The organism is Rahnella sp. 2050, from assembly GCF_040544515.1.
Classification (GTDB): Bacteria; Pseudomonadota; Gammaproteobacteria; order Enterobacterales; family Enterobacteriaceae; genus Rahnella; species Rahnella aceris.
This window is the reverse complement of the sequence record NZ_JBEPKE010000002.1, coordinates 1,268,404-1,293,599: the sequence shown is the minus strand read 5'-3', so window position 1 is coordinate 1,293,599 and position 25,196 is coordinate 1,268,404. Positions and strand designations below refer to the sequence as shown.

At 50.5% G+C, this 25,196-nt stretch carries 28 protein-coding genes and 3 tRNA genes; 10 read left to right on the top strand and 21 right to left on the bottom strand.

Annotation, left to right across the window (positions count from 1 at the left end):
* Positions 1 to 101: 101 nt before the first annotated feature.
* The 3 genes from ABIC79_RS13340 to mdtG all read left to right on the top strand — a co-directional run bounded on the left by ABIC79_RS13340 (position 102) and on the right by mdtG (position 3,187).
* Positions 102 to 1,037: a Kdo(2)-lipid IV(A) acyltransferase gene (locus ABIC79_RS13340; protein WP_013576269.1), complete on the top strand. Its 936-nt coding sequence runs from the start codon at positions 102 to 104 to the stop codon at positions 1,035 to 1,037.
* A 211-nt stretch (positions 1,038 to 1,248) separates the two neighbouring features.
* A complete protein-coding gene (locus tag ABIC79_RS13335; RefSeq protein WP_013576270.1) occupies positions 1,249 to 1,683 on the top strand; it encodes a DoxX family protein in 435 nt (144 codons plus the stop codon).
* Between the two features lie 265 nt (positions 1,684 to 1,948).
* The gene (gene mdtG / locus ABIC79_RS13330; protein WP_013576271.1) at positions 1,949 to 3,187 is read left to right on the top strand and encodes a multidrug efflux MFS transporter MdtG; all 1,239 of its coding nucleotides are present in this window, start codon (positions 1,949 to 1,951) and stop codon (positions 3,185 to 3,187) included.
* 25 nt (positions 3,188 to 3,212) lie between these two features.
* Here mdtG and ABIC79_RS13325 read toward each other — a convergent pair whose 3' ends face one another.
* Together ABIC79_RS13325 and ABIC79_RS13320 are read right to left on the bottom strand one after the other, a co-directional pair.
* Positions 3,213 to 3,569: a hypothetical protein gene (locus ABIC79_RS13325; RefSeq protein WP_153374691.1), complete on the bottom strand. Its 357-nt coding sequence runs from the start codon at positions 3,567 to 3,569 to the stop codon at positions 3,213 to 3,215.
* 130 nt (positions 3,570 to 3,699) lie between these two features.
* A complete protein-coding gene (locus ABIC79_RS13320; RefSeq protein WP_112151615.1) occupies positions 3,700 to 4,098 on the bottom strand; it encodes a VOC family protein in 399 nt (132 codons plus the stop codon).
* Between the two features lie 214 nt (positions 4,099 to 4,312).
* On the opposite strand from ABIC79_RS13320, the gene ABIC79_RS13315 reads away from it, so the two are divergent.
* On the top strand, positions 4,313 to 4,720 hold the full coding sequence (locus ABIC79_RS13315; protein WP_013576274.1) for a MysB family protein: 408 nt from the start codon (positions 4,313 to 4,315) through the stop codon (positions 4,718 to 4,720).
* A gap of 6 nt (positions 4,721 to 4,726) precedes the next feature.
* Here ABIC79_RS13315 and ABIC79_RS13310 read toward each other — a convergent pair whose 3' ends face one another.
* From ABIC79_RS13310 to ABIC79_RS13300, 3 genes are all read right to left on the bottom strand, one after another.
* The gene (locus tag ABIC79_RS13310; protein WP_013576275.1) at positions 4,727 to 4,972 is read right to left on the bottom strand and encodes a YceK/YidQ family lipoprotein; all 246 of its coding nucleotides are present in this window, start codon (positions 4,970 to 4,972) and stop codon (positions 4,727 to 4,729) included.
* A gap of 207 nt (positions 4,973 to 5,179) precedes the next feature.
* Complete coding sequence (gene mdoH / locus ABIC79_RS13305; protein WP_013576276.1) at positions 5,180 to 7,762, bottom strand: glucans biosynthesis glucosyltransferase MdoH; 2,583 nt, start codon at positions 7,760 to 7,762, stop codon at positions 5,180 to 5,182.
* Positions 7,755 to 9,290, bottom strand: a complete 1,536-nt coding sequence (locus ABIC79_RS13300) for a glucan biosynthesis protein G (protein ID WP_013576277.1) — start codon at positions 9,288 to 9,290, stop codon at positions 7,755 to 7,757. Before ABIC79_RS13300 ends, mdoH begins: the two co-directional genes overlap by 8 nt.
* Positions 9,291 to 9,622: 332 nt before the next feature.
* Between ABIC79_RS13300 and mdoC the strand changes: the two genes are divergently transcribed.
* Positions 9,623 to 10,807 carry a glucans biosynthesis protein MdoC gene (gene mdoC, locus ABIC79_RS13295; protein ID WP_013576278.1) on the top strand — a complete coding sequence of 395 codons (1,185 nt, stop codon included), beginning with the start codon at positions 9,623 to 9,625 and terminating at the stop codon, positions 10,805 to 10,807.
* An 83-nt stretch (positions 10,808 to 10,890) separates the two neighbouring features.
* Here the strand turns inward: mdoC and ABIC79_RS13290 are convergent, their stop codons facing one another.
* Positions 10,891 to 11,925 (bottom strand): HlyD family secretion protein, encoded by a 1,035-nt coding sequence (locus ABIC79_RS13290; RefSeq protein WP_037037276.1) that lies wholly within the window; start codon positions 11,923 to 11,925, stop codon positions 10,891 to 10,893.
* A 58-nt stretch (positions 11,926 to 11,983) separates the two neighbouring features.
* Positions 11,984 to 13,585 carry an MFS transporter gene (locus ABIC79_RS13285; RefSeq protein ID WP_166860506.1) on the bottom strand — a complete coding sequence of 534 codons (1,602 nt, stop codon included), beginning with the start codon at positions 13,583 to 13,585 and terminating at the stop codon, positions 11,984 to 11,986.
* 248 nt (positions 13,586 to 13,833) lie between these two features.
* Between ABIC79_RS13285 and ABIC79_RS13280 the strand changes: the two genes are divergently transcribed.
* Positions 13,834 to 14,628, top strand: a complete 795-nt coding sequence (locus tag ABIC79_RS13280) for an IclR family transcriptional regulator (protein WP_013576281.1) — start codon at positions 13,834 to 13,836, stop codon at positions 14,626 to 14,628.
* 17 nt (positions 14,629 to 14,645) lie between these two features.
* A complete protein-coding gene (locus ABIC79_RS13275; protein ID WP_013576282.1) occupies positions 14,646 to 15,092 on the top strand; it encodes a universal stress protein in 447 nt (148 codons plus the stop codon).
* 77 nt (positions 15,093 to 15,169) lie between these two features.
* On the opposite strand, the gene ABIC79_RS13270 is transcribed toward ABIC79_RS13275, so the two are convergent.
* The 3 genes from ABIC79_RS13270 to ABIC79_RS13260 form a co-directional block, all read right to left on the bottom strand.
* Positions 15,170 to 15,454, bottom strand: coding sequence for a hypothetical protein (locus tag ABIC79_RS13270; RefSeq protein ID WP_015690197.1), 285 nt, complete (start codon positions 15,452 to 15,454; stop codon positions 15,170 to 15,172).
* Between the two features lie 375 nt (positions 15,455 to 15,829).
* Positions 15,830 to 16,192 carry a DUF2502 domain-containing protein gene (locus tag ABIC79_RS13265; RefSeq protein WP_013576284.1) on the bottom strand — a complete coding sequence of 121 codons (363 nt, stop codon included), beginning with the start codon at positions 16,190 to 16,192 and terminating at the stop codon, positions 15,830 to 15,832.
* 251 nt (positions 16,193 to 16,443) lie between these two features.
* Positions 16,444 to 16,575: a hypothetical protein gene (locus ABIC79_RS13260; protein WP_013576285.1), complete on the bottom strand. Its 132-nt coding sequence runs from the start codon at positions 16,573 to 16,575 to the stop codon at positions 16,444 to 16,446.
* 185 nt (positions 16,576 to 16,760) lie between these two features.
* Between ABIC79_RS13260 and ABIC79_RS13255 the strand changes: the two genes are divergently transcribed.
* Positions 16,761 to 16,973: a YccJ family protein gene (locus ABIC79_RS13255; RefSeq protein ID WP_013576286.1), complete on the top strand. Its 213-nt coding sequence runs from the start codon at positions 16,761 to 16,763 to the stop codon at positions 16,971 to 16,973.
* A 76-nt stretch (positions 16,974 to 17,049) separates the two neighbouring features.
* Here ABIC79_RS13255 and ABIC79_RS13250 read toward each other — a convergent pair whose 3' ends face one another.
* The 3 genes from ABIC79_RS13250 to ABIC79_RS13240 form a co-directional block, all read right to left on the bottom strand.
* Complete coding sequence (locus tag ABIC79_RS13250; RefSeq protein WP_015690199.1) at positions 17,050 to 17,313, bottom strand: hypothetical protein; 264 nt, start codon at positions 17,311 to 17,313, stop codon at positions 17,050 to 17,052.
* A gap of 48 nt (positions 17,314 to 17,361) precedes the next feature.
* Positions 17,362 to 17,637 carry a hypothetical protein gene (locus ABIC79_RS13245; protein WP_119261819.1) on the bottom strand — a complete coding sequence of 92 codons (276 nt, stop codon included), beginning with the start codon at positions 17,635 to 17,637 and terminating at the stop codon, positions 17,362 to 17,364.
* 124 nt (positions 17,638 to 17,761) lie between these two features.
* Positions 17,762 to 18,271 (bottom strand): YlaC family protein, encoded by a 510-nt coding sequence (locus tag ABIC79_RS13240; protein WP_013576289.1) that lies wholly within the window; start codon positions 18,269 to 18,271, stop codon positions 17,762 to 17,764.
* A 177-nt stretch (positions 18,272 to 18,448) separates the two neighbouring features.
* Between ABIC79_RS13240 and ABIC79_RS13235 the strand changes: the two genes are divergently transcribed.
* Entirely contained in the window at positions 18,449 to 18,925 is a 477-nt protein-coding gene (locus tag ABIC79_RS13235; RefSeq protein WP_112198567.1) for a GyrI-like domain-containing protein, read from the top strand.
* A 4-nt stretch (positions 18,926 to 18,929) separates the two neighbouring features.
* Here ABIC79_RS13235 and deoR read toward each other — a convergent pair whose 3' ends face one another.
* Complete coding sequence (deoR, locus tag ABIC79_RS13230) at positions 18,930 to 19,694, bottom strand: DNA-binding transcriptional repressor DeoR (protein ID WP_112198566.1); 765 nt, start codon at positions 19,692 to 19,694, stop codon at positions 18,930 to 18,932.
* Between the two features lie 84 nt (positions 19,695 to 19,778).
* Complete coding sequence (locus ABIC79_RS13225; protein ID WP_119261821.1) at positions 19,779 to 20,438, bottom strand: metallophosphoesterase; 660 nt, start codon at positions 20,436 to 20,438, stop codon at positions 19,779 to 19,781.
* A gap of 223 nt (positions 20,439 to 20,661) precedes the next feature.
* Here ABIC79_RS13225 and ABIC79_RS13220 point away from each other — a divergent pair, with 223 nt between their 5' ends.
* Positions 20,662 to 20,928, top strand: a complete 267-nt coding sequence (locus ABIC79_RS13220; RefSeq protein ID WP_013576293.1) for a hypothetical protein — start codon at positions 20,662 to 20,664, stop codon at positions 20,926 to 20,928.
* Positions 20,929 to 21,195: 267 nt separating this feature from the next.
* On the opposite strand, the gene ABIC79_RS13215 is transcribed toward ABIC79_RS13220, so the two are convergent.
* The 6 genes from ABIC79_RS13215 to uvrY all read right to left on the bottom strand — a co-directional run bounded on the left by ABIC79_RS13215 (position 21,196) and on the right by uvrY (position 24,738).
* Positions 21,196 to 21,281: transfer RNA gene (locus ABIC79_RS13215), tRNA-Leu, on the bottom strand.
* Between the two features lie 11 nt (positions 21,282 to 21,292).
* Positions 21,293 to 21,366, bottom strand: a tRNA-Cys gene (locus ABIC79_RS13210).
* A gap of 58 nt (positions 21,367 to 21,424) precedes the next feature.
* A tRNA-Gly gene (locus ABIC79_RS13205) sits at positions 21,425 to 21,500 on the bottom strand.
* Positions 21,501 to 21,648: 148 nt separating this feature from the next.
* Positions 21,649 to 22,197, bottom strand: coding sequence for a CDP-diacylglycerol--glycerol-3-phosphate 3-phosphatidyltransferase (pgsA, locus tag ABIC79_RS13200; protein ID WP_013576294.1), 549 nt, complete (start codon positions 22,195 to 22,197; stop codon positions 21,649 to 21,651).
* 56 nt (positions 22,198 to 22,253) lie between these two features.
* On the bottom strand, positions 22,254 to 24,089 hold the full coding sequence (uvrC, locus tag ABIC79_RS13195) for an excinuclease ABC subunit UvrC (RefSeq protein WP_013576295.1): 1,836 nt from the start codon (positions 24,087 to 24,089) through the stop codon (positions 22,254 to 22,256).
* Positions 24,082 to 24,738 (bottom strand): UvrY/SirA/GacA family response regulator transcription factor, encoded by a 657-nt coding sequence (gene uvrY, locus ABIC79_RS13190; protein WP_013576296.1) that lies wholly within the window; start codon positions 24,736 to 24,738, stop codon positions 24,082 to 24,084. The genes uvrC and uvrY overlap by 8 nt, the downstream gene beginning before the upstream one ends.
* Positions 24,739 to 25,196 lie beyond the last annotated feature (458 nt).

Here is a 25,196-nt window from a genome sequence, read left to right as displayed (position 1 = left end):
CACATATTCCGGATGAATATGTGTGCGTGTTTCTGTGGCAGGCTGCTGCATTAGACAGAGCTTATAAACTTTCTACTTCGACTCACTGACGCAGAGATTCTATGACTCAGGTACCAACCTTTAATCGTTCGTTACTGCACCCTCGTTACTGGATCACCTGGATGGGTCTGGGACTGCTTTATGCACTGGTGTTACTGCCTTATCCGGTTATTTATCGCATCGGTACCGGGCTAGGTCGCTTCTCAATGCGCTTCCTGAAACGTCGCTATAAAATCGCCAGACGCAATATCGAATTGTGTTTCCCGGATATGCGTCCGGAACAGCGCGAAGATATGATTGTGAAAAATTTCGAATCCGTCGGCATGGGGTTGTTTGAAACCGGCATGGCGTGGTTCTGGCCAGACTGGCGCATCGAGCGCTGGTTTAAAGTCAGCGGTCTGGAACATATCCAGCATGCGCGTGATAACAAGCAAGGCGTTCTGCTGATCGGTGTACATTTCCTGACGCTGGAACTGGGTGCACGTATCTTTGGTATCCATAATCCGGGCGTGGGGGTTTACCGTCCTCACGATAACAAGCTGATGGATTGGATCCAGACCAAAGGCCGAATGCGCTCGAATAAAGGGATGCTGGATCGCAAAGATCTCAAAGGGATGATCCGCAGCCTCAAGCAAGGCGACATCATCTGGTACGCGCCTGATCATGACTACGGCCCGCGCGCCAGCGTATTTGTACCGTTCTTCGCGGTCGATAAAGCCGCCACCACCACCGGGACATATCTGCTGGCACGCATGGGCAAACCGGCAATTATTCCCTTCACTCCGCGCCGTCTGCCGAAAGGGGAAGGTTATGAGATGATTATTCACCCTCAGGTCGCTGACTTCCCGCTGGATGATGAAGTGGTTGCCGCCACGTATATGAACAAAGTGGTGGAAAACGAGATCTGTCAGGCGCCGGAGCAATATATGTGGCTGCACCGTCGTTTTAAAACACGCCCGCAAGGTGAGCCTTCGCTCTATAAAGCCCTTAGCGATTAATCACCCGGAACCGGTCCGGCAGCCGCAGGTCCGGTTTTTTTGATTTGCTTCATCAGTTTTTTTCACAGACTTCTTCAAACTTATCAGATTTGATCCCACCCGATTTAGGCCAATACTCTCTCCATAATTTCTGCATGTGATTACTCCGCTGATTTTGGAGCCGCGTGCCTCCCGCCTCTTAAAGGCATGTTACCTTTGCAAGGAACACATTATGTTGGCAAAACTGAACTCCGCTTTTACCCGTGCTGTTGATCATCAGAACTTTGGTAAGCTTTTGTTGCGTCTGACTTTTGGTATTTTAGTTTTATTCCACGGTGTAGCAAAAATGGAAAATGGCGTGGGCTGGATTGCACAGATGTTACAGGCTGATGGCCTGCCGGGCTTTATTGCTTACGGTGCGTACATCGGTGAAGTGATTGCGCCGGTTCTGATTATTCTGGGCATCTTGACCCGCCCTGCCGCTCTGGTGCTGGCATTCAACATTTTAGTGGCAGTTTTCCTGGTCGTGGGTGGCAAATTTTTCACCGTTACTGAAGTCGGTGCATGGGGGCTGGAAGGTGAAGCTCTGTACTTCTTTGGTGGTCTGGTCATCATGTTCCTGGGCAGCGGCCGTTACTCTGTCATGAAGAACGAAGCCCTGCGCTAAGATCCGGTTTTAGTATTGCGTTTTTAATTCTTTGTCTGTCGCGGTCAGCCTCCTTGCTGACCGTTTTTTTGGCTTTCATCTGCTCTCCCTCACTCCTCAAGACTTTTTGAACCTGTATTTCACTTCGCTTGTTACAGTTCGTTAACATCATTGAAGTGAATGATAATTAGGCGCATAATTATTAAGCCAATTGATTGTTACTTATGCTCTGCCTTGTTTCTTTGTGTCATTCCAGAGCGAATCTGACCTCTTTCTTCGGTATTTTATGACTTCGGCCTCTGAACCTGAAATCGCCCCAGATCCCATTAACTGGAAACGTAATCTGTTTGTCGCCTGGATCGGTTGCTTCCTGACCGGTGCCGCATTCAGTCTGATCATGCCCTTCCTGCCCCTTTACGTGGAAACCCTCGGCGTAACCGGTCATGAATCCCTGAATATGTGGTCGGGGCTGGTTTTCAGTATCACCTTCTTGTTTTCCGCCATCGCCTCCCCCTTCTGGGGCGGACTCGCGGACCGTAAAGGCCGCAAAATCATGCTGCTGCGATCCGCACTCGGCATGTCCATCGTCATGGTATTAATGGGCTTCGCGCAGAATATCTGGCAGTTCCTGATTCTTCGCGCGTTACTTGGCTTGCTGGGTGGATTTGTTCCCAATGCTAACGCGCTGATCGCCACACAAATCCCACGCAATAAAAGCGGCTGGGCGCTGGGTACGTTATCAACTGGCGGTGTCAGCGGTGCGCTGCTCGGGCCACTGGTCGGAGGGTTGCTGGCGGACAGCTATGGTTTGCGTCCGGTGTTCTTTATCACCGCGTCGGTGCTGTTTTTGTGTTTCATCATGACGCTTTATTTTATCCGTGAGCAGTTTGTCCCGGTGAGCAAAAAAGACATGCTGAACCGTAAGCAGGTCTTTGCCTCGCTGAAAAATCCTAAACTGGTGCTGTGTTTGTTTGTCACCACCATGATTATTCAGGTGGCGACGGGTTCGATTGCGCCGATCCTGACGCTTTACGTACGGGAGCTGGCCGGTAATACACAAAACCTGGCGTTTATCAGCGGCATGATTGCTTCGGTACCTGGCGTGGCCGCGCTGATGAGTGCACCGCGTTTAGGCAAACTCGGCGACCGGATTGGCCCCGAGCGGATCCTGGTGGCGATGATGGCGTTATCTGTGTTGTTGCTGATCCCGATGGCCCTGGTACAAACTCCCCTGCAACTGGGTATTTTGCGTTTTCTGCTGGGTGCCTGCGATGGCGCATTGCTGCCGGCCGTTCAGACCCTGCTCATCTATAACTGCACTAATCAGGTAGCAGGACGGGTATTCAGCTACAACCAGTCGTTCCGTGATGTGGGCAATGTCACCGGTCCGTTACTGGGTGCGGCGGTCTCAGCCAGTTACGGCTTCCGGACGGTATTTTTTGTTACGGCGATGGTGGTGTTATTCAACGCGGGATATTCGTACTGGTGTCTGCAACGCCGGCCTCATCAGGCCATGATTGACTAAATTCCAGCCGACGAAGCAGCGAGGCTTATTGAGATTTTTCTGCCAGCGGCGGCACTGACATGTAATCCGGCACCTCGACGACGGCAAGACGCACTTCGTAATGCTTGCCTGCCGTTGTAGCCGGAAGTACCGACGTCAGTTTCTGAATAGTTTCAGTCGGGTTATCACTGGCTACGCTGGCACAGAACAGTTGCCCCGGATGGCAAAAGCCGACCATCATTGGCGGCGGTGGCAGCATGCCCTCGCCGTGGAAGGGTGGCAACCCGTGCGGCTGTTCTATCGGTGATTGGGGATGTGTATTTTCAGCCGCGGTACTGGCCACGCTGAATAATACGCCAAGGCCACACAGCGGCATGAGCAAAACGCGGGAAAGAGTCTTCATAACATTCACCTTATCTTGAGAAGTCTGAATCACTTTATGCCTCAAACGCTGCCCGTGTAGCCGGTTTGCTAAACTTTTACCCTCTCCCCTCACAGCCTTTGCAAAGCTGAAATTCCGCTGACATTCGCGCCTATGCCGTCCAGTCCCGCAAAGCCAGCACCACCCGATAACCGTCAATATCCTCGAAGGTTTTACCGCATTCATCCCAGTAGGGATTAAACGAAGGCACGACGATAAAACCGGCCTGCAGCATCCGTTCGCACTGCGTCAGCCACTGCTGATTATCAGGAATATAGAACACCAGGAGATTATCTTCGGTGGGCGCACGCCCCACGGAGGAACCGAGATGATGGGTAAACTCGAGATGATAATGATGATGCGGATGCCCGACCAGCACGCCATCAAACCCCTGGTGGTCACTAAAACTGCCGATGATGTCGAAACCCAGCCCCTGCGAATACATGCGGGCTACCTGCTCAAGATTGTCCGTCGGGCGCGCCACCCGTAATACTGATTGTCGTGAAACCATGTGCACTCCCGTTTTTTAAACCGCCGCAAAGTCGCCAGCGAGAAATTGAGAATAGCAGAAATAAATCCGACTGATTTAGTCTGAAAACTTGCATCCTGTCAGTTATAGACAACAATCATTTAATCAGGTTTTCCCCTGTCAGATGGCCGTTACTTGTTCATTAATAACGCTATTTGCTGCACAACCATTAACAGTTTCAACTCAGGAGACAACAATGAGCATGTATGCAACGCTGGAAGAAGCTATTGATGCCGCCCGCGAAGAATTCCTTGAAGCCGCGCAGGATAGGATCCATGACGACGAAGAGCCAGTTCCGGACCAGTTTAATCTGCAGAAATACATCATGCAGGATGGCGATGTGATGTGGCAGGCGGAATTCCTCAGCGGCGAAGGTGATTCCATCGATGCGCTGACGTTCCGCAGCGGTGCGGCGGCGCAGGCTATCTTTGATGAGGACTATGATCAGATAGAACTCGAAGAAGAATGGCAGGAAGAAGCCACGTTGTATGAATGGGATGAAGGTGAATACCAGCATGAACCGCCGCTGGATACTGAAGAAGGTAAAGCGGCAGCTGAAGAATGGGACGATGAAGACGAGTATCCGGGTCGTGATATTGATTAAGTGATTTTATTCGTAAGGCCCGTGGCGGGCGTCAACCGGCAGCATGAAAGTGTCGACAATCATCGACAGCGGAACATCGATGACGGTGACATAACGCCACGGACTGTCCCGCAAATCCCACTGCACACCGGGATAATACTGGTTGCCATGCCCCTGTCCCGGCACAGTCCGGCTGATAATACTGCCGCATCCGGTCAGTACCGTCGCCACTAACGCCAGCACGCATCCGCGAAAAATAACCCGATTAATCACTCACCCAACCTGTCGATTCAATTCAAAAGAGGCACATTCAGAAGCGCTGAACAGCGCTGTCAGCTTATCATGCACAGCGCCTGCCTTATGTTAAGGCGAGGTAAAATTCCTGCATGACCTGCTAAAGAGTAACCCGTCTTTCATCACAAAGAAAACGGGCAGTATGTTTTCACATACTGCCCGTTTTTTATTCACTCCATGTCATTTTCAGGCGGGTTTAACTTCCAGCGTCTGAGTGACAGGGAATGCCTGCGCATTGCGAGGTAATTGCTGGTAGTAAGCACTCCAGGTCTGCTGATCAGGTTGCGTCCACACCGCAGAGTGTAAACGCGCCATCAGCACCGGATCGCTCAGCAGAATCAGACGATCCGCCTTGCCCAGATCCTTAGGACCGGTTTTCAGCGCATGCTCCAGGTGGGCACGACGGCCGTTTTCTACCGTTTCACGCAACAGGTGACGGGATGTTGCCATCGCCGTTGCCAGTGCGTTGAAGCCCGGATCGAAGACCGCATGCATAAAGCCATTTTGCAGCTTACGCGAACGGTTCAGCGCCAGATATTCCTCGGTAGCCACCAGTTCACGCGGAGGATCATATTCTTCCGGGATCAGGAACAGCTTGGCCTTCTTACTCTTAATCCCCAGCGTTGCACGGCTCGACAGCACAGAGACGATTGGCGACAGGATCAGGGAGAAGACGATTGGCGCAAGCCACCACAGGAAACGCAAGTCCAGCCACGCCATACCGGCAGCCCAGACCGCACCCAGCAACAGCTGAGAACCATGACGTTTAAAGGCTTCGCCCCACGGAGTATCGTCGTCATCACGCTGCGGTGAGTTCCAGACCACTTCCCAACCCAGGAACGCGCTGACCACGAAGACGGTGTGGAACAACATACGTACCGGCGCCAGTAATACTGAGAACAGCATTTCGAGGAACATGGAAATCAGCAGACGGAATGCACCACCAAACTGTTTCGCCCCCTTCGCCCAAATCAGCACGATACTCAGCAGTTTTGGCAGGAACAGCAACACCATGGTGGTCGAGAACAAGGCTATCGCCAGTTCAGGACGCCACTGCGGCCACACAGGGAACAGCTGACGGGGTTGCAGGAAATACTGCGGTTCCATCAGTGTGTGCACGACCTGCAATGCGGTAGACAAAGCCAGGAACGTAAACCATAACGGCGCGGACAGATAAGACATCACGCCGGTCAGGAACACCGCACGGTGAACCGGATGCATCCCTTTCACCAGGAACAGGCGGAAGTTCATCAGGTTACCGTGGCACCAGCGACGGTCGCGTTTCAGCTCGTCGAGCAGGTTCGGTGGCAACTCTTCATAACTGCCCGGCAGATCATAAGCAATCCACACGCCCCAGCCCGCACGACGCATCAATGCCGCTTCCACAAAGTCATGAGACATAATGGAACCGGCGAAGGAGCCTTCACCGGGCAATGGTGCAAGCGCACAATGCTCAATGAACGGTTTCACACGGATAATGGCGTTATGGCCCCAGTAGTGGGATTCGCCCAACTGCCAGAAATGCAGACCGGCGGTAAACAACGGACCGTAAACACGGGTCGCAAACTGCTGGCAACGTGCATACAGCGTATCCATGCCTGACGCTTTTGGCGCAGACTGGATAATACCGGCGTTCGGGTTGGCATCCATCAGACGGGCCAGGCCGGTCAGACATTCGCCACTCATGACGCTGTCAGCATCGAGAATAACCATATAGGCATATTCCCCGCCCCAGCGACGGCACCAGTCATCAATGTTACCGCTTTTACGTTTCACACGACGACGACGACGGCGATAGAAAATACGTCCGTGACCTTCAACGTCGCGGCACACTTCCATCCAGGCTTTTTGTTCCGCTACGCAGATATCCGGATCGTAACTGTCGCTCAGCACGTAGATATCAAACTGATCCAAATCACCCGTCGCTTTAACAGATTCATACGTTGCACGCAGACCCGCGAAAACGCGCTCCACGTCTTCGTTACAAATCGGCATGATCAACGCGGTACGGTTGTTCGGATTCAGCGGCTCATTACCTTTCGTCGAGGCGGTAATGCTGTATTTGTCCCGACCGATGAGCAATTGTAAAAAGCCCATCAATGCCGTCCAGAAACCGGCCGACACCCAACAGAACAGAATGGCGAACAGCACCAGGATCCCGGTCTGTAAGACGTAAGGCAGCAGTTGCAGAACCGACTGTTGCCAGTCCTGATTGAGCATATCGCTTGGGTCGATGAGCGCCCAGCCCTGATACGGCAGAATGGTTTTCATGTACCAGGTCGCGATCGCCGTCTGCACCAGCATCAGAACCAGCAGGATATAGCGACGCACGGAACCGGCGTGACGCCAGCGCTTTTCTGACTCGGGCATATCTGATGTGGTGTGACGCGAAACCGCGCTGCGCCCCATCATATTGTCCCAGAAACGCCCGACCGGGTTGGTGCGCCAGACATCAGGGAACATGCTGGAACGTTTAACCGGTGGCATGGCGCTGGCAATCGTACGCCCTTCGTTATCGACTTCGTCTAACGAGCCCTTTTCAAGGGCATCAGGCCAGCTTGCGCCGACGCGGGCTTTCACTGACACCAATGGCGCATCAGGATCGGCCGCATCAGCTGTGGTCGAGGCATCACCGCCTAAACGGTGATGTACGGTAGCAAAAGCCTGCCCCGGCTCAGCGGGAAGCTGCTGAGAGAGCGCCGCTTTCTGTTCATCAGTAAGCGGCAAAGCTTCTACATAATCTTGAGTAGAGTGCATTGACTTATTCATTTGCAGGCAGCTGATAGCTCCAGGTTTCACTCAGAGTTTTGTCGCCATTGGCCAGAGAAGCGCGCATTTCGATCGCCTTCTTAGGATCCTTCACTTTCAGGCGCAGCGTCAGACGCCAGCCCTTCGTTACAGGATTATAGCGTACGGAGTTTTCAACCAGATCACCGTTGTCGCCCACGCTGACCTGAGACACGACTGGCGTGTCGCTCTTCAGCGCTTTCAGGTTTGGACCGACGAAGTCGACGAGGAAAGCAACGCTGCCATCTGGCTCACGGATCAGATTCGACTGTTTCACATCTCCGGTAGAGCGCATGGTGCGTTCAACCCACGCCAGATCAGGAGAATGCAATTTCTCTTCTTCACGGGTGAAATGTAAACGATAGTTCAGGCTGAGCGGTTTGCCTGCATCGGGTAACTGATCAGGGGTCCAGAAGGCGACGATATTATCGTTGGTTTCATCCGCCGTCGGGATTTCCACCAGTTCAACTTTCCCTTTACCCCAGTCACCTTTGGTCTCAACCCAACCGCTTGGACGCAGGTCATAACGATCGTCCAGGTCTTCGAAGTTAGAGAAACTGCGACCACGTTGCAGCAGCCCGAAGCCTTTCGGGTTCTCCATCGAGAACTGGCTGACGGCAAGGTGTTTCGGATTGTTCAGCGGACGCCAGATCCATTCACCGTTACCGGCGTGAATAGACAGTCCGTTGGAATCATGCAGCGCCGGACGGTAGTTCAGCACCGGCGAAGGCTGGTTTGCGCCAAACAGGAACATGCTGGTTAACGGAGCCACACCCAGTTTGCCGACTTTATCGCGCAGATAAACCTGAGACTGCACATCGACAGTGGCTTCTTTACCCGGATAAACGTCCAGACGATAAGCACCGGTCGCACGCGGGGAATCCAGCAAGGCGTAAATGACTAAATGCTTTTCATCCGGGTTAGGACGTTCGATCCAGAACTCACGAAAACGTGGGAACTCTTCGCCGGAAGCCAGCGCGGTGTCGATCGCCAGACCACGGGCAGACAAGCCATAAACCTGGCCTTTACCGATGACACGGAAGTAGCTGGCACCCAGCACACTCATAATCTCATCATCTTTGTCGGCTTTATTGATGGGATAAAGCACTTTGAAGCCGGCAAAACCGAGGTTTTTCACTGAGTCAGCGTCATGCTTGACGTTGCCAAAGTTGAAGTAGTCCGGGCTGTATTTGATTTCTTTGACTGAATCAGCCGTTACTTCGTTGATTTTCACCGGAGTGTCGAAGTACATACCCTGATGGTAAAACTCAAGCTTGAAAGGCGTATTCAGGTTTTTCCAGTACGCTTTGTCATGATTGAATTGAATTTGTTGGTAGTCTGCGAATTTGAGATCGCGGAACTGAGACGGAAGATTGCTTTTCGGCGCTTCGTAACCTTTATCGGCTAACGCCTTCGCTTGTTTGGCAACATCATCTATAGAAAAAGCCCAGGCAGATGAGGTGAACATGGTCATCAACACTGCGGCACTTAGCAAACGGACTTTGATCATACGTGACCCTATGGAAAAATTTTTATCCGACACCTTGTCTCCTTTACGCGCGCTTCATTCATTTACTGTAACTATTTTAAGGGAAGTGTCAGGTTTCCGACAACTTGAGCAGTCGATGGTTCATCCATTGATGAACCGTTTAAGCGCAACAGGGTACAAGGATATCAATTCGATGAAACTCCGGCTATGGAAACTTGTCCTATAACAAAGCATGTTTTAAGGTTAGAAACTAAACTAATGTCAACGATGGTCATTTTTGCTTACGTGCAAAATTAGCCTTAAAGACAAATTACGCTCTAAAATTAGGATGAGCTACTTACAACGGATACGTAATGACACAGCCAAAACCACAACGTGAGTTTTTCTTAGACTCCATCCGCGCATATTTGATGCTGCTGGGTATTCCTTTCCATATATCATTGATTTACTCCAGTCATATCTGGGCGGTAAACAGTGCAATACCCTCTGACGGCCTGACAATATTTAATGATGTTATTCACGCCTTCCGTATGCAGGTGTTCTTTGTTATCTCGGGCTATTTTTCTTATATGCTGTATGAGCGCTATGACCCGCAGCAGTGGCTGAAGGTGCGTCTGGAGCGGGTTGCCATCCCGCTGGCGGCGGCCTTCCCGCTGATCACGATTCCGCAGCTCTATTTCCTGATGAAATTCACCAGCAAGTTTTCTGACTGGAATAATATGGATTTTTATCAGAGAATTAATGTGACTGTATGGGAACTGGTCTCGCATTTATGGTTCCTGTTAACCCTGGTTATTCTCACCAGCATTTGCTTTTACCTCTTCAAATTTATTAAAGAAATTAAGAATAGTCGTATTCAAATAATAAAAAGCCGTACAAATAGCTTAGGAAAAATCTCAATTATATTTCTTTTTATCGGTTTAATTTACGCGGCATTTAACAGAAGCCTGTATCTTTTTGCACCAAATTTACTTTCCAACGGCGCGTTTAATTTCATCGTCATGCAAACGTTGTTTTATCTGCCGTTTTTCATCCTGGGTGCACTTGCTTATAAATTCTCCTGGCTGAAAGAACTGTTTCTGAAACCGTCCGCGACTGCCGGGGTAGTCAGCATTTTCCTGTTCGCCGCTTACATGTTCAATCAACATGTCAATACGCCACAGCTGTACTCAATGGAAATCGATGCCATCATCACTACCCTGCTCGGGTTCCTGATGGTCAATGTGGTGTTTTCATTCAGCCATTATTTACTGAATTTTCAGGCGCCATGGATCACCTATCTGGTGAACTCATCCTTGTTTATCTATCTGATCCACCATCCTTTAACGCTGATTTACGGTGCGTTCATTACACCGAAAATTCACAGCGACTGGCTGGGATTCTGGCTGGGGCTGGTGTTTGTATTCGGTATCGCCTTTTTGCTGTATGAAGTGCATAAGCGCATCCCGATCCTGCGGTTCCTGTTCTCTGGCAAACCCCAGCATCCGGCTAAAAAGAATTCAACCGACGCGAATCCGCCGCAAAATCAGGCTTCCTGATACGCGGACATTGACCCCATACAAAGTCAGCGACATGAAAAAGGCGACCTCCGGAGTCGCCTTTTTGTTTCAAAATTTGTTATTCAGCGCGATGTGATATCAATTGTCGGGATCACAGACATCCCGACTTTCAGACGCTTCGCATCGGGCTGATTACTGTCGAGCACAATTTTAACCGCCAGACGCTGTACAACTTTAGTGTAATTGCCGGTCGCATTGTCCGGCGAAATAGGCGAAAACGTCACGCCGGTGGCAGGCGAAATGCTGTCCACCTTCCCTTTGAGGGTCACACCCGGCAACGCATCCACCTTAATCTCAACCGGCTGATGCGGCTGCACATCACCCAGTTGTGTCTCAAGGTAGTTCGCCACAATGTAAGCGTTTTTCAGCGGCACCACGGCCAGAACGCGTGCTCCTGCAGCCACATATCCGCCGATACGCAACGAGCGCTGCCCGACCACGCCATCCACCGGCGCCGTAATTTCGGTATAAGAAAGATTCAGCTTCGCCTGTGCCAGCGCCGTTGCGGCTGAATCGATTGCAGCTTTCGCTTCTGCCTGTTCCGCTTTCAGCACATCAACCTGCTTTTCAGCGCCAAGTGCTGCGGCCATATCACTCTGCTGCGCAGCCAGTTTTGAACGTAAATTGGCATCAGACTCATCACGTGCATCGGCCGTGCCGGAGCCATTTTGCAGCAGGCGTTTATAACGGTCAGCACTCTGACGCGCATAAGCAATACTGGCCGCATCAGCATTAACCAGTGCCCGGGCCTGCAAGATAGTCTGTTGTTGTTTCGCCAGTTGCGCGGTCAGGCTGAGCATCTGCGCATTAGCGGTTTCCAGATTTGCTTCTGCCGTCAGTACCGCATTGCGGTAATCACGATCGTCGATTCGGGCAAGTACATCGCCGGCTTTCACCATCTGGTTATCCTGCACGTAAACATCCGCAATCGTGCCGGAAATCCGCGGCGCGACCAGCGTGGAATCTGCAGAAACAAAGGCATCGTCAGTAACGGGTAGAGTGCTCTTGCCGAGTATCCACAAGGCGATGACAACCAGAAATATCACTACCACAGCGGCACACAGCCAGCTCAGGCGGACAGGTGAGGTTTTTATCATGATGTTGTTCTCTCGTACTTTTCAGAGTGGAATACTACGGTTAATAGTGATGCGATACTCAGGGACGTTTAACCAGAGACTGAGGCGGATATGTGCGTTTAGGCAAAATGGCGACCAGCAATATCAGGGAGAGTGCCAGCCCGATGATCACCATGTAAGCGTCCGATATTCCCAGCACCAGCGCCTGCTGTCTCACCCCTTGAGAAAACCGGGTGAGTATTTCTGTCGAAATCGCTGCGCCGCCGCTGTTCAGCGGGGCCAGAAAGCTGCTGTCGCCACCATATGGCTGTGAGAGCAGATAGCTCACGCTACCGGCGTGATTGAGCAAAACATTGGAATGGAATTGTTCGCGTTGGCTGACAAAAACAGCCAGCAAAGAACCGCCCATCACGCTGCCCAAACCGCGGGTGGTGTTAAACATCGCGGAGGCAAAAGGCCCTTCCAGTGGCTGTACAACACTGGTTGCACTCATCAGGATCGGCAGGACCGCCATCGGTTGTCCGAAAGCCTGCATAATCTGGATCAGATAGAAATTATCGCGCGCCCAGGCACCGGTAAGATGTGTTCCCCAGTAACAGGAAAAGCCCACCAACCCTAATCCGCAGACAAGCACCCAGCGGCTGTCTATCCAGCGCATGGTCAGCACAAAAGCGATCAACGGGGCGAGTAATAGCTGCGGTAAACCGATAGTCAGCGCCAGCGGTCCGACCTGTATGGCACGAAATCCGCCAACCTGCTCCATATAACTGGCGGGTAACGCGGAGCCCGATAAGAAGAGAAACATCAGAGCGAACAACGTGATTAAGCCGTGCGTCAGATTATGTCTTCTCAGCATTTGTAATTTGAACAATGGCAACGGGTGATACCATTCGTTGACCAGGAAAACCGTCAGCAAGCCAAGCGCCGTGAAAAACATCAGCGTAATCAGCGGCGAACTGAACCAGTCGAGGCGTTCTCCCTGCTGCAAGGCCAGCACCAGCAGCGTTACTCCGCCCGTGCCAGTCAGCATGCCAACGACATCCATTTGCCGGAAACGCTCAAAACGCGGCGGATCCTGCGGCAGCCCGTGGGCAATCATCGCTACCGCCAGCAGACACGGTGGGATCACCTGCCAGAACACCCACTCCCAGCCGACATAATCGGTCCAGATGGCCGCCAGTGAAGTCGCCATATTTGGCCCGAAAGTCGCCGTCAGCGCATAAGCACTCAGCCCGTATAACTTGTATTGCGGCGGCATAAAACGCAGGGCGGACGTCATCAGTAACGGCGGCAAAGCACCACCGAACACGCCCTGAACTGCGCGCAGTGCAATGAATACCGGCAGATTTGGGGTGTACGGCAAAACAGCGGCAATAAGAACAAAACCCAGCGTGACGAACACGGTGAAACGACGCAGTGAAAAGGTCATGGCAAACCACGGTGCCAGCATCATTGCGGAGACTTCCGCCGCCTGATAGGCACCAATCAGCCATGAGCCCTCATCTGTGCTGATGCTGAGTGCGCCACGAACATCGGCAAGCGCAATGTCAGTAACACGGTCGTTAAGGCCAGAACACAATGAGGCGATTAAAACCCCCAGTAACCCGATAACCAGCCTTAACGTAAAAGGGGGCGGCACGGGCAGTGCAGCAACAGGCGCCATTGTGATTGTCTGATTCATCGTTAACTCCACCGCTTTATCATGGCGGCGATAGGAAGAAGGCAGGTTTTGTGTCGCAGAAGTGCAAAATAAGCGACCTGCATCACAAATATTTCGATGCATTGCACCACATTGTGATACACACAGAAATACTATAATACGGTGCACTGTATTGCAATGTGATTAAAAATTGTTTTTCACCCGTTGAGCCATTACATTGACCACTCAGGTTTATGGACAGGATCACGCACGGAGATAAAGGAGAAATCATGGCTCAGGACAATCCGGCAGACGAAGAACGCAGCGGTGGGATTCAGGTGATCTCGCGGGCGGCCACCATACTCAATTCGCTGGGAAAACATCCGCAGGGAATGAGTCTCGGTGCCATTGCCAATGAAGTGGATTTACCACGTTCGACTGTGCAGCGCATCGTCGCCGCACTGGCCGAAGAAGGGCTGGTTCGCTCAGAAGGTAGCGGAGGCGTACGGCTTGGCCCGACGCTTCTGAAACTCGTTTCAACGGTCCATACCGATGTCATCGCCATCGCCTCCCCATTTCTGCGTCAGCTTTGCGACAACACACAGGAAACGGTGTCGCTCGGGCGGGCAAGTGGTCGGCAGATCGCCAATATTCACAGCATTGTGGCCGAGCGGGAACTGCGCGTGGTGCCGCGCGTCGGCCTGAATCTGCCCATTTACAGCACATCGAGCGGCCGTGCCCTGCTGTCGCTAAAAACCGATGAAGAGATCCGCATTATTGTCGGGGATGTGCTGGAGCCCGCCACGGAAAATACCGTGCGTACCCTTGACTCACTGCTGGAAAAAATCGCCAGTGTGCGGGAAAGCGGAATTGCGATGGAAGAGGGAGAAACGGTAAACGGCGTTACCACGCTGGCTATCGCAATAGATACAATTTTAGGCCGTTACTCGGTATCGGTACTTTTCCCTACTGCCCGGCGGGCGGCCAAAGAGTCGCAAATCCGTGAAGCGTTGCTGGAATGCAAACATGCCCTGATTGGCGAAATTGGTAAATTGGATGAAACCCAGGTATCCGGTGGAAAATAATAAAGAAAGGAATTGCCGTGTTTGATGTCATTTTGTTAGCCGTAGACGGCTCAAAGCAATCCCTTCTCGTGATTGATCTCGCCCGCCAGCTGGCAAAGGGACGAGCTTCAACGGTTTTCGTCACCTGCTGCATTGACGAGTCTTACGCACTGGAAAATAACGGCGATGTTCCCGGTGAAATTGTCAGCTACCCGCCAGCAGAAGAAGAGCAAAACACCGCACGCGCCGTGGTCGGGCATGCGCTGGAAATTTTGTCGCAAGCAGGGATCAATGCGAAAGGCAATCTGATCGTCGGTCCGGCCGGAGAAGCGCTGGTGGCTGAAGCTGAAAGAATCAATGCCTCGGTGATTGTCATCGGCCACCGTCAGCTTTCAGCGTTTGGACGGATGATGAAAGGCTCAGTCAGTGCGGAAGTGATCGCGGCCGCCCCCTGCCCGGTTATGGTTGAAGTTCGCGGTAATTAATATTTCTGATGCCAGACGACAAAAAGCGCCCTCAGGCGCTTTTTCAGACGGATAAAGAACAGCAATAACGAAGCGGATTATTTAATGTTTATCAGTCCCATGGATTTTGCCCAATCTGAGATGTGATCCCGATAAAAGAAAGTGATGTCCAGTTCCAGTGAACATTCCTTTGATGGCGTCACACTGCCTAAACACGGATATTCCAGCGGACGATATTCAAAAAGGAAATCATCCATTTCCTCATCAGTCATCAACTTATCGCCTTCTATTTTATCCTGATAGAAATAGGCATCCAGCATCCAGGCGCGGTATTCAAAATCATTTTTAATCAATTGCATAGGAATAATCTCGCTAAATGACATGTTACATATCTGACAGGGCTTTCCCCTGTATGACGGCCTGTTTCATCAGATATGTGTCGTATTCGAGCCATCCATTGCCGATTTCATAACAAGAAATTAACATATTAATGACCGTTAGCAAGCTGCAATTACTCTTAAAAAAGTTTTTTCCAAACTCACCTGCGCTCAATAGAATGAAAAAACATCTTTATATAATTCAAATAAATGAATCACATTATTTGCATTCATAAAGTAATTAATTAGGAGAGAATTATTAATAGCGGGGGGAGAGAATGTGGAAGGAACAGAACTGACATTGGGGATGCTTTTGCATCGCCACTGCCAACCCTGTTCCCAAAATCTTTAACGTCTGCCCTTCAACTCATCAAACTTTCGTTACCAGCGGCCCGGAGGCGGACCTTCGCGCCAGTGTCCCGGAGGGCCATCACGCCAGTGCCCAGGAGGGCCATCGCGCCAGTAGCCGGGTGGCGGGCCTTCATGCCAGTGCTCATGATGCCAGTAGCGTGGCGGCGGCGGGGCCGGTTCGTAATAAACCCAGTGCCCGCGGCCTTCATCACGATAATGCTGGTCCCACCAACCCGGTGGACGCCAGTCACCACCATCCCAATAGTATCCGCGGTCGTCACGGTCTCCGATATGCAGTGACAACCCTGGCATATTAACGCCAAGCTCGACGTTCGCCTGTGCGACAGCTGGCAAAGTTAGCAAAACGGCGAGAACTAAAATTAGTTTTTTCATTGTGAACCTCACGACCTGCTTATCAGGTGGTGTCAAAGTACCCCCAGCTATCTTCCTGTTCTATAGGAATTTATCCCAAAAAAAAACCCTTAACGTAACCCTTACATTTGCGTCAATCCACCACCTCGTCCAACCAGGCGCAACGCTATGGCTGCAAAGGAAATTCAGTTCAACATTGCAAAGCCGTTATAAATGACAGATACAAAAAAACCGCCGAAGCGGTTTTCTTTTTGCTGCTTTGTTGTGCAAAATCAGATTTTGCAGCCTTCGCAGTCACTTTCGTCCTGAACGGCTTCAGGCACTTCTGCTGCTTTTTCAGCTGCTTTCACTTCGGCAGTTTCCAGTGCAGCATCAATGTCAAAATCAAAAATATCGTCGCTCATTATCATCACCTTAAATGTTCAAAATCGCGTTCAGTATAAACGACAGCCCCTGCCAGGCGCCGGTTTTTTTGTGCCCTGCTGCCGCCGCATTTGCATAAAGTGCATCGGGAAACCATAGTTATGGTGAATGCAACGGTGTAACAGAGACACCTTTATGAATATGAAATAAACACGAGGAGAACCGGATGACGACGTCAAACATCAAAGCGTGGGCAAATACCCGTGAAACCTCTCACGAAATCGCCGAGGCCATTTTCGAACTGGCGAATAACGACGAGACGCTGGCACAGAAAATCTGGGAAGAAGGTAACGACGAAGTATTGCCTATCGCGTTCGCCAAGACCAAAGAAGACCATTTGTTCTGGGGCGAAGAGAAAATTGATCGGCAAAATGTCTGATAGCCACAGCGTGAACGGCTGACGCTCAGCCCTGAGTCAGACTTAGGGCTGAATCTGCATTAAACCGGCCTGGCAGTTAGCTGTCGAAGCCAAATCCCATTTTATGCGCCCACTCAAAGATTTGCTCTTTGTAGAAAAAACGCGGCTCACACACCCCCGGTTCGCCTGGTGTCTGGATCATCACAGCCACGCACGGATAAGCCACCGGACGGGCGTCAAAGATAAAGTCATCCACTTCCTGATCGGCAAACTCAGAGGTTTCGCCTACCGCACTCGCCTGGAATATTTCATCCATTATCCACTGACGGTATTCAAATTCGTTGCTGATAAATTTCATCATTTACCTCTGCCTGGCTTTTACTCTGCTTGCGGTCATTGCCGGGTTAAATCAATGGTGTAAGGCGTCGCCGCCACAGCAAGGGCACACTTCGGCGCGCGTTACCGACATTTGCGCACTGCCGTCGGAGTCCCATTCTACTCTCAACGGTTTGCCGTTATCGTGTACGACTTTGATGAAACGATCAAAATGTGCAGCCTGCCCGGTCATCGTTTCGGTGACTAACAGTTCATCGCCAGCATAAATACGTGCAGTAGCTTGCGTGTCCTGCTTTTCGCCCGAAATGATTTTGTGCAGATGGTGAATGGTAAGTTTGATTCGTTCCACTATAGCTCCTGTCACGGCTCAACATCATTTTCTCGTTTAAACACATTCACGAAAATGATGCCCAGCCGCTATTTTATCAGAGCATGCAGGGTAACGTCATGGCCTGATGCCATGTTTAGAGGGGTTAAGAGTGAGCTAACTGTGCTGTTCCGGTGCTATCTGGCAAATGGCGTTCCAGCCGGGCCAGATCGTAAACATCATAGAAATCCACAAAACCTTTATGTCGGACAATGGATTCAATGCGGTTTTTGATGTGCTCGCTGACATCAGGGGCGCTGAGTATTTGCTTCACGGCATCAGCAGAAAGCTCGCGGCTGAAATACCATTCGCCGTTATAACAAACGCGTAAATCAAGCACCCCGATATCTTCGTAGCGATAAACTGGCTTAATTTCCAGCAACAGCATCGCGGACATAAAGATCAGGAAAGCCGTAAATCCGATAAACCAGCCGAGCCCCATATAAGGTGAAACGTACATGACGATGCCCACGGCGATATACCCGACCAGCATAGCCAGACATAACCAGGGATGGTTTATAAAGAACTCAGCATTGATCCGCGCTTTACCATCGCGCCCTTCCTGACGATTGATGCGATCAATTTCACTGTTTAATACGTTTTTGATTACGTCCATCTCATACCTCATTGCGTCACGACTATAATGCAATCTGATTACATAATTTTATCACGACAACTGTTATAGCGCGTAGAGCAGTTCACCGCCGTTAATCGGTAAACTGTTATAGTTTGGTATTTGCACCTTACTCAACATGGAACCCGTTCAATGCATGTCAGATAAAAGGAGATCATCGTGGCATTATTAATTGTAGAGAGACCGGCCAAAAAGCTGGTGAGCTACCGGGTGGTTGGCCCCTATCAGGAGTCAATCCACAGTGGTTTTCAGCAACTGATGAAATGGGCTGTACGGCATCATCAGCCGCAAAACGAATGGCTGACGTGGTTTCATGATAATCCTGACACCACACCGGCAGAAGCTTTACGTGCTGATCCGTCGGTGTGTGTAGCCGATAATTTTATTCTCGATGATGCAGAAGGACTGGCGTTGCAAACGCTGCCGGGAGGCACGTATGCGGCGTATCACACCACGATCACAGACGGCAATTTTGAAAAGGCCTGGCGGGAATTCTACAGCCAGCTGCTGGCCAGTACGAGCTATCGCCCGGACGGAAAAGCGTGCTTTGAGCACTATCTCAGCGACGGCTCCAAAAATGGCATCTGGGAAGTGGTTTTTTATCAGTCGGTCGAAAAAATCCCGGCAATCCGCTGAAGTGTTAAACCAGCAGCGGAATGTCGGAGAGCTCGCAGAAATCGACATAAGCCTGTGGTGGTTCAGCGTCGCTGACCACCACATTAAAACGCGCAAGCGGCGCGATGGCTGCGGGCCTGACCTGATCAAATTTGCTGCTGTCAGCGACGAGAATGCTCTGCGCTGAGCGTTCTATGGCCTGATGTTTCATCAGTAATTCATCAAAATTAAAGCAGGTCACACCGTGTTCAATACTGACGCCCGCAGCGGAAATAAAGGCTTTCGCCGGGCGGATAAAGTCGAGTTCACTGCTGCGCCCGATAGGCGTAAAAATACTGTTACTGGATTTAAACGCACCGCCGCACAAGATGACTTCACAGTGAGGTTTATCCTGCAGCGCCAGAAACGTATTGAGCGAGTAACAAATGGCCGTAAATACCCGGTTATCGGCAATGCTTTCAATCACATAAGGCATTGTCGTGCCACAGTCAAAAAATACCGTATCGTTATCCTGAATAAGACTGGCTGCGCGGGCAGCGAGACGTTGTTTCTCTGCAACATGGCGGGTTTTCTGTTCACTGATAAAGTAGTGCGTCGCCGGATTATTCTTCGGATCAATCACAATATAACCGCCGAGTAAAATTACCGGTGCGGGTGCTGCGCTGAGATCACGGCGGACAGTCATTTCCGAAACATTGAGCAGTAAAGACGCTTCTTTAAGGTGAATTTTGTCGGTCTTTTTTAATGCCAGCAACAGACGCTGAATCCTGTCTTCACGCTTATTTTCCATGATGTTATCCCGTGCCTTCCCGGTTCGCAGCCGCTCACTATACCGTTGCCCGTCAGTCACCGCAAACCCCGGTAACGCCTGACATTACTGCAGCTGAATAAGCGTCAGATAACCGCCAAATACAGCGCCCGTATCAATATAAAACTGATTGGCAAACTGCATTGCATGTTCAACCGGCGTGTGACCGAAATAAAATTCATCAGCGCCAGCTATCGGTTGAAAGCGACCCGCCAGCGCAGAATTCACACGTTCACGATCCCAGATAACCTCATCACCATCCATTAGCTTATCGAACACATATTCATTGGAAAGGTAATCAGCATGGGCCACCACGATACGCCTGCCCTCACGGTTCGTCAGTTCGAGAATATGTGGCAGCGTGTCAGCCTGTAAAATCAGCGCTTTCGCCTCTTCTTGTTTGTCGTGTTCAAGAGCATAAAACCAGTCGCCGCCATTACGTAACCAGCGCGGGATATTCTCTTCGTTTATGGCATCAATCGCCATCTGCTCGTGATTTCCGCGTACACAAGCAAACCAGGATTCATTGAGCAGTTGCAAACAACCGACACTGTTAGGCCCGCGATCGGCAAGATCCCCCACAGATAACAGCAGATCGCGGTGGGGATCGAAAGACACTTTCGCCAGCTTTTCCCCAAGCAAACTCAGGCAACCATGCAAATCGCCAACAATATAAATGTGTCTGTATATTGAACAATCAATACGCTGGTACAGAGCAGGAGTCATACTTCGCCAAAATCCATAATCAGGATGAATACCTTAAGTGTAATGCAAGATGATAATGAGGAAAGCGGAGAAAATCGGGAGAAGACTTTACTCTCTCATCAGCGGCTTATGCGCTCTCTACACTGAGTTGACGCTGAAATCCACTGATAATTAAATTATCGTTAAGTAACTGACGCCTTTTTGTGCTAGACTACTGCCCGCTCTAAGTAAAACCGGAGGTTTTATGAGTTCCACAGTTTTAAGCGCTCAAGACGAGTGTCCGTTATGTCAAAGCAGGAATAAGACGTCGGTTAATATGTCGGCGAAAATTGTTACTGTGACCTGCACTTCGTGTGGCCGCTACAGTATCTTCCGCAAAACCATGGAAGAGATTTCAATCGACAGGAAGAAACGCGTTGCCCTGCAGGCGTTTTTCACCAGCCAGCCTAACTACCATTTGCCGCTATCAATCAGGGCATTGAGCAACACTGATTCATCGGGTGAATTCTGACCCTAAAAACGCCCCTCGGGGCTGTTTTAATTCCTGATTTTCTTCATCCCTTTTACTCAACAACCGACATTGTGTTCAGAGCACCTCATTCTGGCTGAGGTCGCGTGCGCGAAGGATGTTATTGAAGAAACACTTAAGGCCCCTGTTGCAGGTGGCCTTTTTTATTGCATCTGGATTACGCGAATTTCAGGCATAAAAAAACCACCCGAAGGTGGCTATAACGACATTACTACTTTATTGCTTTTGATTATTCAGCTAATTTTCCCATGGTACCCGGGACGAGACTTGAACTCGTACAGCCATAAGCCGAGGGATTTTAAATCCCTTGTGTCTACCGATTCCACCACCCGGGCTCCGGGAAAATTGGAGGCGCGTTCCGGAGTCGAACCGGACTAGGCGGATTTGCAATCCGCTACATAACCGCTTTGTTAACGCGCCTTAAATCTTACTACTTGTCTTGCACTTAAACCAATTCACGAACCAGTTTAAGAAAATTTGGAGCGGGAAACGAGACTCGAACTCGCGACCCCGACCTTGGCAAGGTCGTGCTCTACCAACTGAGCTATTCCCGCTTTAATCAGAACGTACTGATTTTTTTAACTAATCTTCTGGCACAAGACTGGCTGCCTTCCGATGCGTTGCATTCTACTGACCTGACGGATTGAGTCAATAAAATTATCTGCTTCATGCGTTCGTTTGACGTTTTTTACGGCAGTTTGATCAGGGTTCCAGCAAATCATGGCGCGCAGCGTTGAGATATTGGAACATTGACCAGAAAGTCAGCACTGCAGCAATATAAAGTGCAACCACGCCAACCCAGACCACAATAGCATCAGGACGCCACAACAGCGCGACCAGCGACAGCATCTGCGCCGTGGTTTTCACTTTCCCGATCCATGAAACCGCCACACTGCTGCGTTTTCCAATCTCAGCCATCCACTCACGTAGCGCGGAAATAATGATCTCGCGGGCAATCATGGTCGCAGCCGGTAACGTAATCCACCAGGAGTGAAAATATTCAGCCACCAGCACCAGCGCGATCGCCACCATCACTTTATCGGCTACCGGATCAAGGAATGCACCGAAACGCGTCGTTTGCTTCCAGCGGCGTGCCAGATAGCCATCAAACCAGTCGGTCACGGCAGCAAAAACGAAAATCAACGCACAGACCATTGATGCCCATGGATAAGGCAGATAAAAGGCCAGCACGAAGAACGGTATCAGTACAACGCGGAACAGGGTGAGGCACGTAGGTATATTAAATTGCATAGCGAAGGTAACTGTTTGTCCGGTGTGGATATTATGAGTATGTTGCTACATTGCCCTTAGTGTTTCAACGCATTATGAATCTTTTCTGCCAATGCGATAGAAATACCCGGTACCTGTGCAATTTCCTCTACGCTGGCATTCAGTAATGGCTGAATGCCTCCCATGTATTTCAGTAAAACCTGACGCCGCTTCGGCCCGACGCCTTCAATTTCTTCCAGCGCACTGGTCGTACGGACTTTCGCACGTCTCTGCCGGTGGCCGGTAATCGCATGGTTATGCGAGTCATCACGAATATGCTGGATGACATGCAACGCTGGCGAATCAGCGGGTAACGCAATCCCCTCACCTTCCGGCACAAAGAACAGCGTTTCGAGCCCGGCCTTACGATCCGCACCTTTCGCGATACCAATCAGTAAAGGTTTGGATTTGTCCCACTCCACATTCAGCGAATGAAACACATCCAGCGCCATGCCGAGTTGCCCTTTGCCGCCATCAATAAAGATAACGTCAGGAATTTTATTGTCATCGAGCGTCTTACCATAGCGACGCTGCAATACCTGCGCCATCGCCGCGTAATCATCGCCGGGCGTAATGCCGGTAATGTTGTAGCGTCGGTATTCAGAACGCACCGGGCCATTGCCGTCAAAAACCACGCAGGAAGCGACTGTCTGCTCGCCCATAGTATGGCTGATGTCGAAGCATTCCATACGGTTAATTTCCGCAAGATTCAGTGTTTTTGCCAGTTCAGACAGCCGCTGATGGATTGTCGACTGCTGAGCCAGTTTGGTCGTCAGTGCAGCAGAGGCATTGGTGCGCGCCAGTTTCAGATAACGGGCACGGTCGCCCCGCGGCTTACTCTGGATTTGCACTTTGCGCCCGGCCAGTTCGCTGAGCGAATCGGCCAGCAGATCTTTTTCCGCCAGACTGAAATCCAGCAGAATTTCGCCGGGCAGTGTCCGTTGCTGACTGCCCTGCAAATAGAATTGTCCAACGAAGGTCTGCACCACTTCGCCCAGATCGGTGCCGCCTGGTACTTTCGGGAAATAACTGCGGCTGCCCAGCACTTTGCCCTGACGGATAAACAGAACGTGCAGACATGCCATACCTGACTCGAAGCCCACGCCGATCACATCCAGATCTTCGCTGTTACCCGACACGAACTGACGCTCTGTCACGCGGCGTACAGCCTGAATTTGATCTCTTATCCGCCCGGCATCTTCGAAGCGCAGCGCTTTACTGGCTTCTTCCATGCGGTTTACGAGCTGTGTGACGACCTGCTGGTCTTTACCGGACAGGAAAAGGCGAACGTATTCCACCTGATCTTTATAATCTTCCTCACTCACCAGCCCTTTGACACACGGCCCCAGACAGCGACCAATCTGATATTGCAGACAAGGGCGCGAACGGTTGCTGTATACGCTGTTTTCACACTGGCGGATCGGGAAAAGTTTTTGCAGCAGCGCCAGTGTTTCGCGCACGGCATAGGAATTAGGAAAAGGCCCGAAATACTCGCCTTTGGCGTGCTTAGCACCGCGGTGAACTGAAAGTCTTGGATGATTATCCGCGCTGAGGAAGATCAGCGGATACGACTTATCATCGCGTAACAATACGTTATAACGCGGCTGATAAAGTTTGATGTAATTATGTTCGAGGAGCAGCGCTTCGGTTTCCGTGTGGGTCACCGTCACATCGATTTGCGCGATGTTTTTGACCAGCGTTTCGGTTTTGCGGCTGGAAACCTGGACGCGAAAATAACTCGAAAGACGTTTTTTGAGGTCTTTGGCTTTACCTACGTAGATTACGGTGCCGCTGGCGTCATACATTCTGTAGACGCCAGGCTGGCTGGTGACCGTTTTCAAAAAGGCTTTTGGGTCGAAACGCTCATCACTCACTGCCTGATAAAGTCTCCGTATTGAACAAACCGTGCCGGATTGCCAGATGTGTTAACTCAACATCACCGCTGATATTTAATTTACTAAACATCCGATAACGATAACTGTTAACTGTCTTCGGGCTCAAGTTCAGCTGTTCAGAAATTTCATTGACCTTTTGTCCCTTAGTGATCATCAGCATGATCTGCAGTTCACGCTCGGATAAGGAATCAAAAGGCGTTTCAGATTGTGGTTCAATCTGGCTCAGTGCCATTTGCTGAGCAATGTCGGAGGCAATATAACGCTGACCCGAATCAACCAGACGGATAGCATTGACCACTTCCTGTGGAGCTGCGCCTTTGCTCAGGTAACCGGAAGCCCCCGCCTGCATCACTTTGGCCGGTAGCGGGTTTTCAGTATAGATCGTTAACATGATGATCTTGATATCTGGCGAAAAGCGGACAATTTTCTTGGTCGCTTCAAGCCCGCCAATACCTGGCATGTTCATATCCATCAGGACAATATCAACGTCATTGGTCCGACACCATTTGACGGCATCTTCACCGCATTGCGCCTCACCAACAACTTTGATGCCTTTGATATCTTCAAGAATGCGTCGGATCCCTGCGCGCACCAGTTCGTGGTCATCAACAAGAAGAACGCTTATCAAAGAGAATTCTCCAAAAAATAAGGGCAACACACCGTCAGGGACTTCACGCTTGTCTTACGTAAACCTACGTATCGAACATTAAAAATTTGCTCTCAGACAGCTTATAAATGAAGAGAAGGTGGCAAATAAGAGGCCAATATCAACTAACTCGCCCCACTACCGCTCATCGGTAGTATTTTTAAAGCAGAAAGACACAGTTATTTATTATAGCCCGCGTATTTTACTCTATCAGACGTTCCTGACCAAGGAATGTCTGCAAAAAACTACTTTGCTGAATGTAAATGAGAAGTACCACCAACTGTATTAATAAATTATTAAAAATACGTGTCTAATCAAAGATCAAGCAGAAAAATCTGCGGTCTCTTTTAAGCGGTAAGTAAATAACTCCAGGCCCTTACTCATATCTGAAACTCTCTTTACGCCATGCTGGCTATTTAAGCGTCAGCACTGTCACTTCA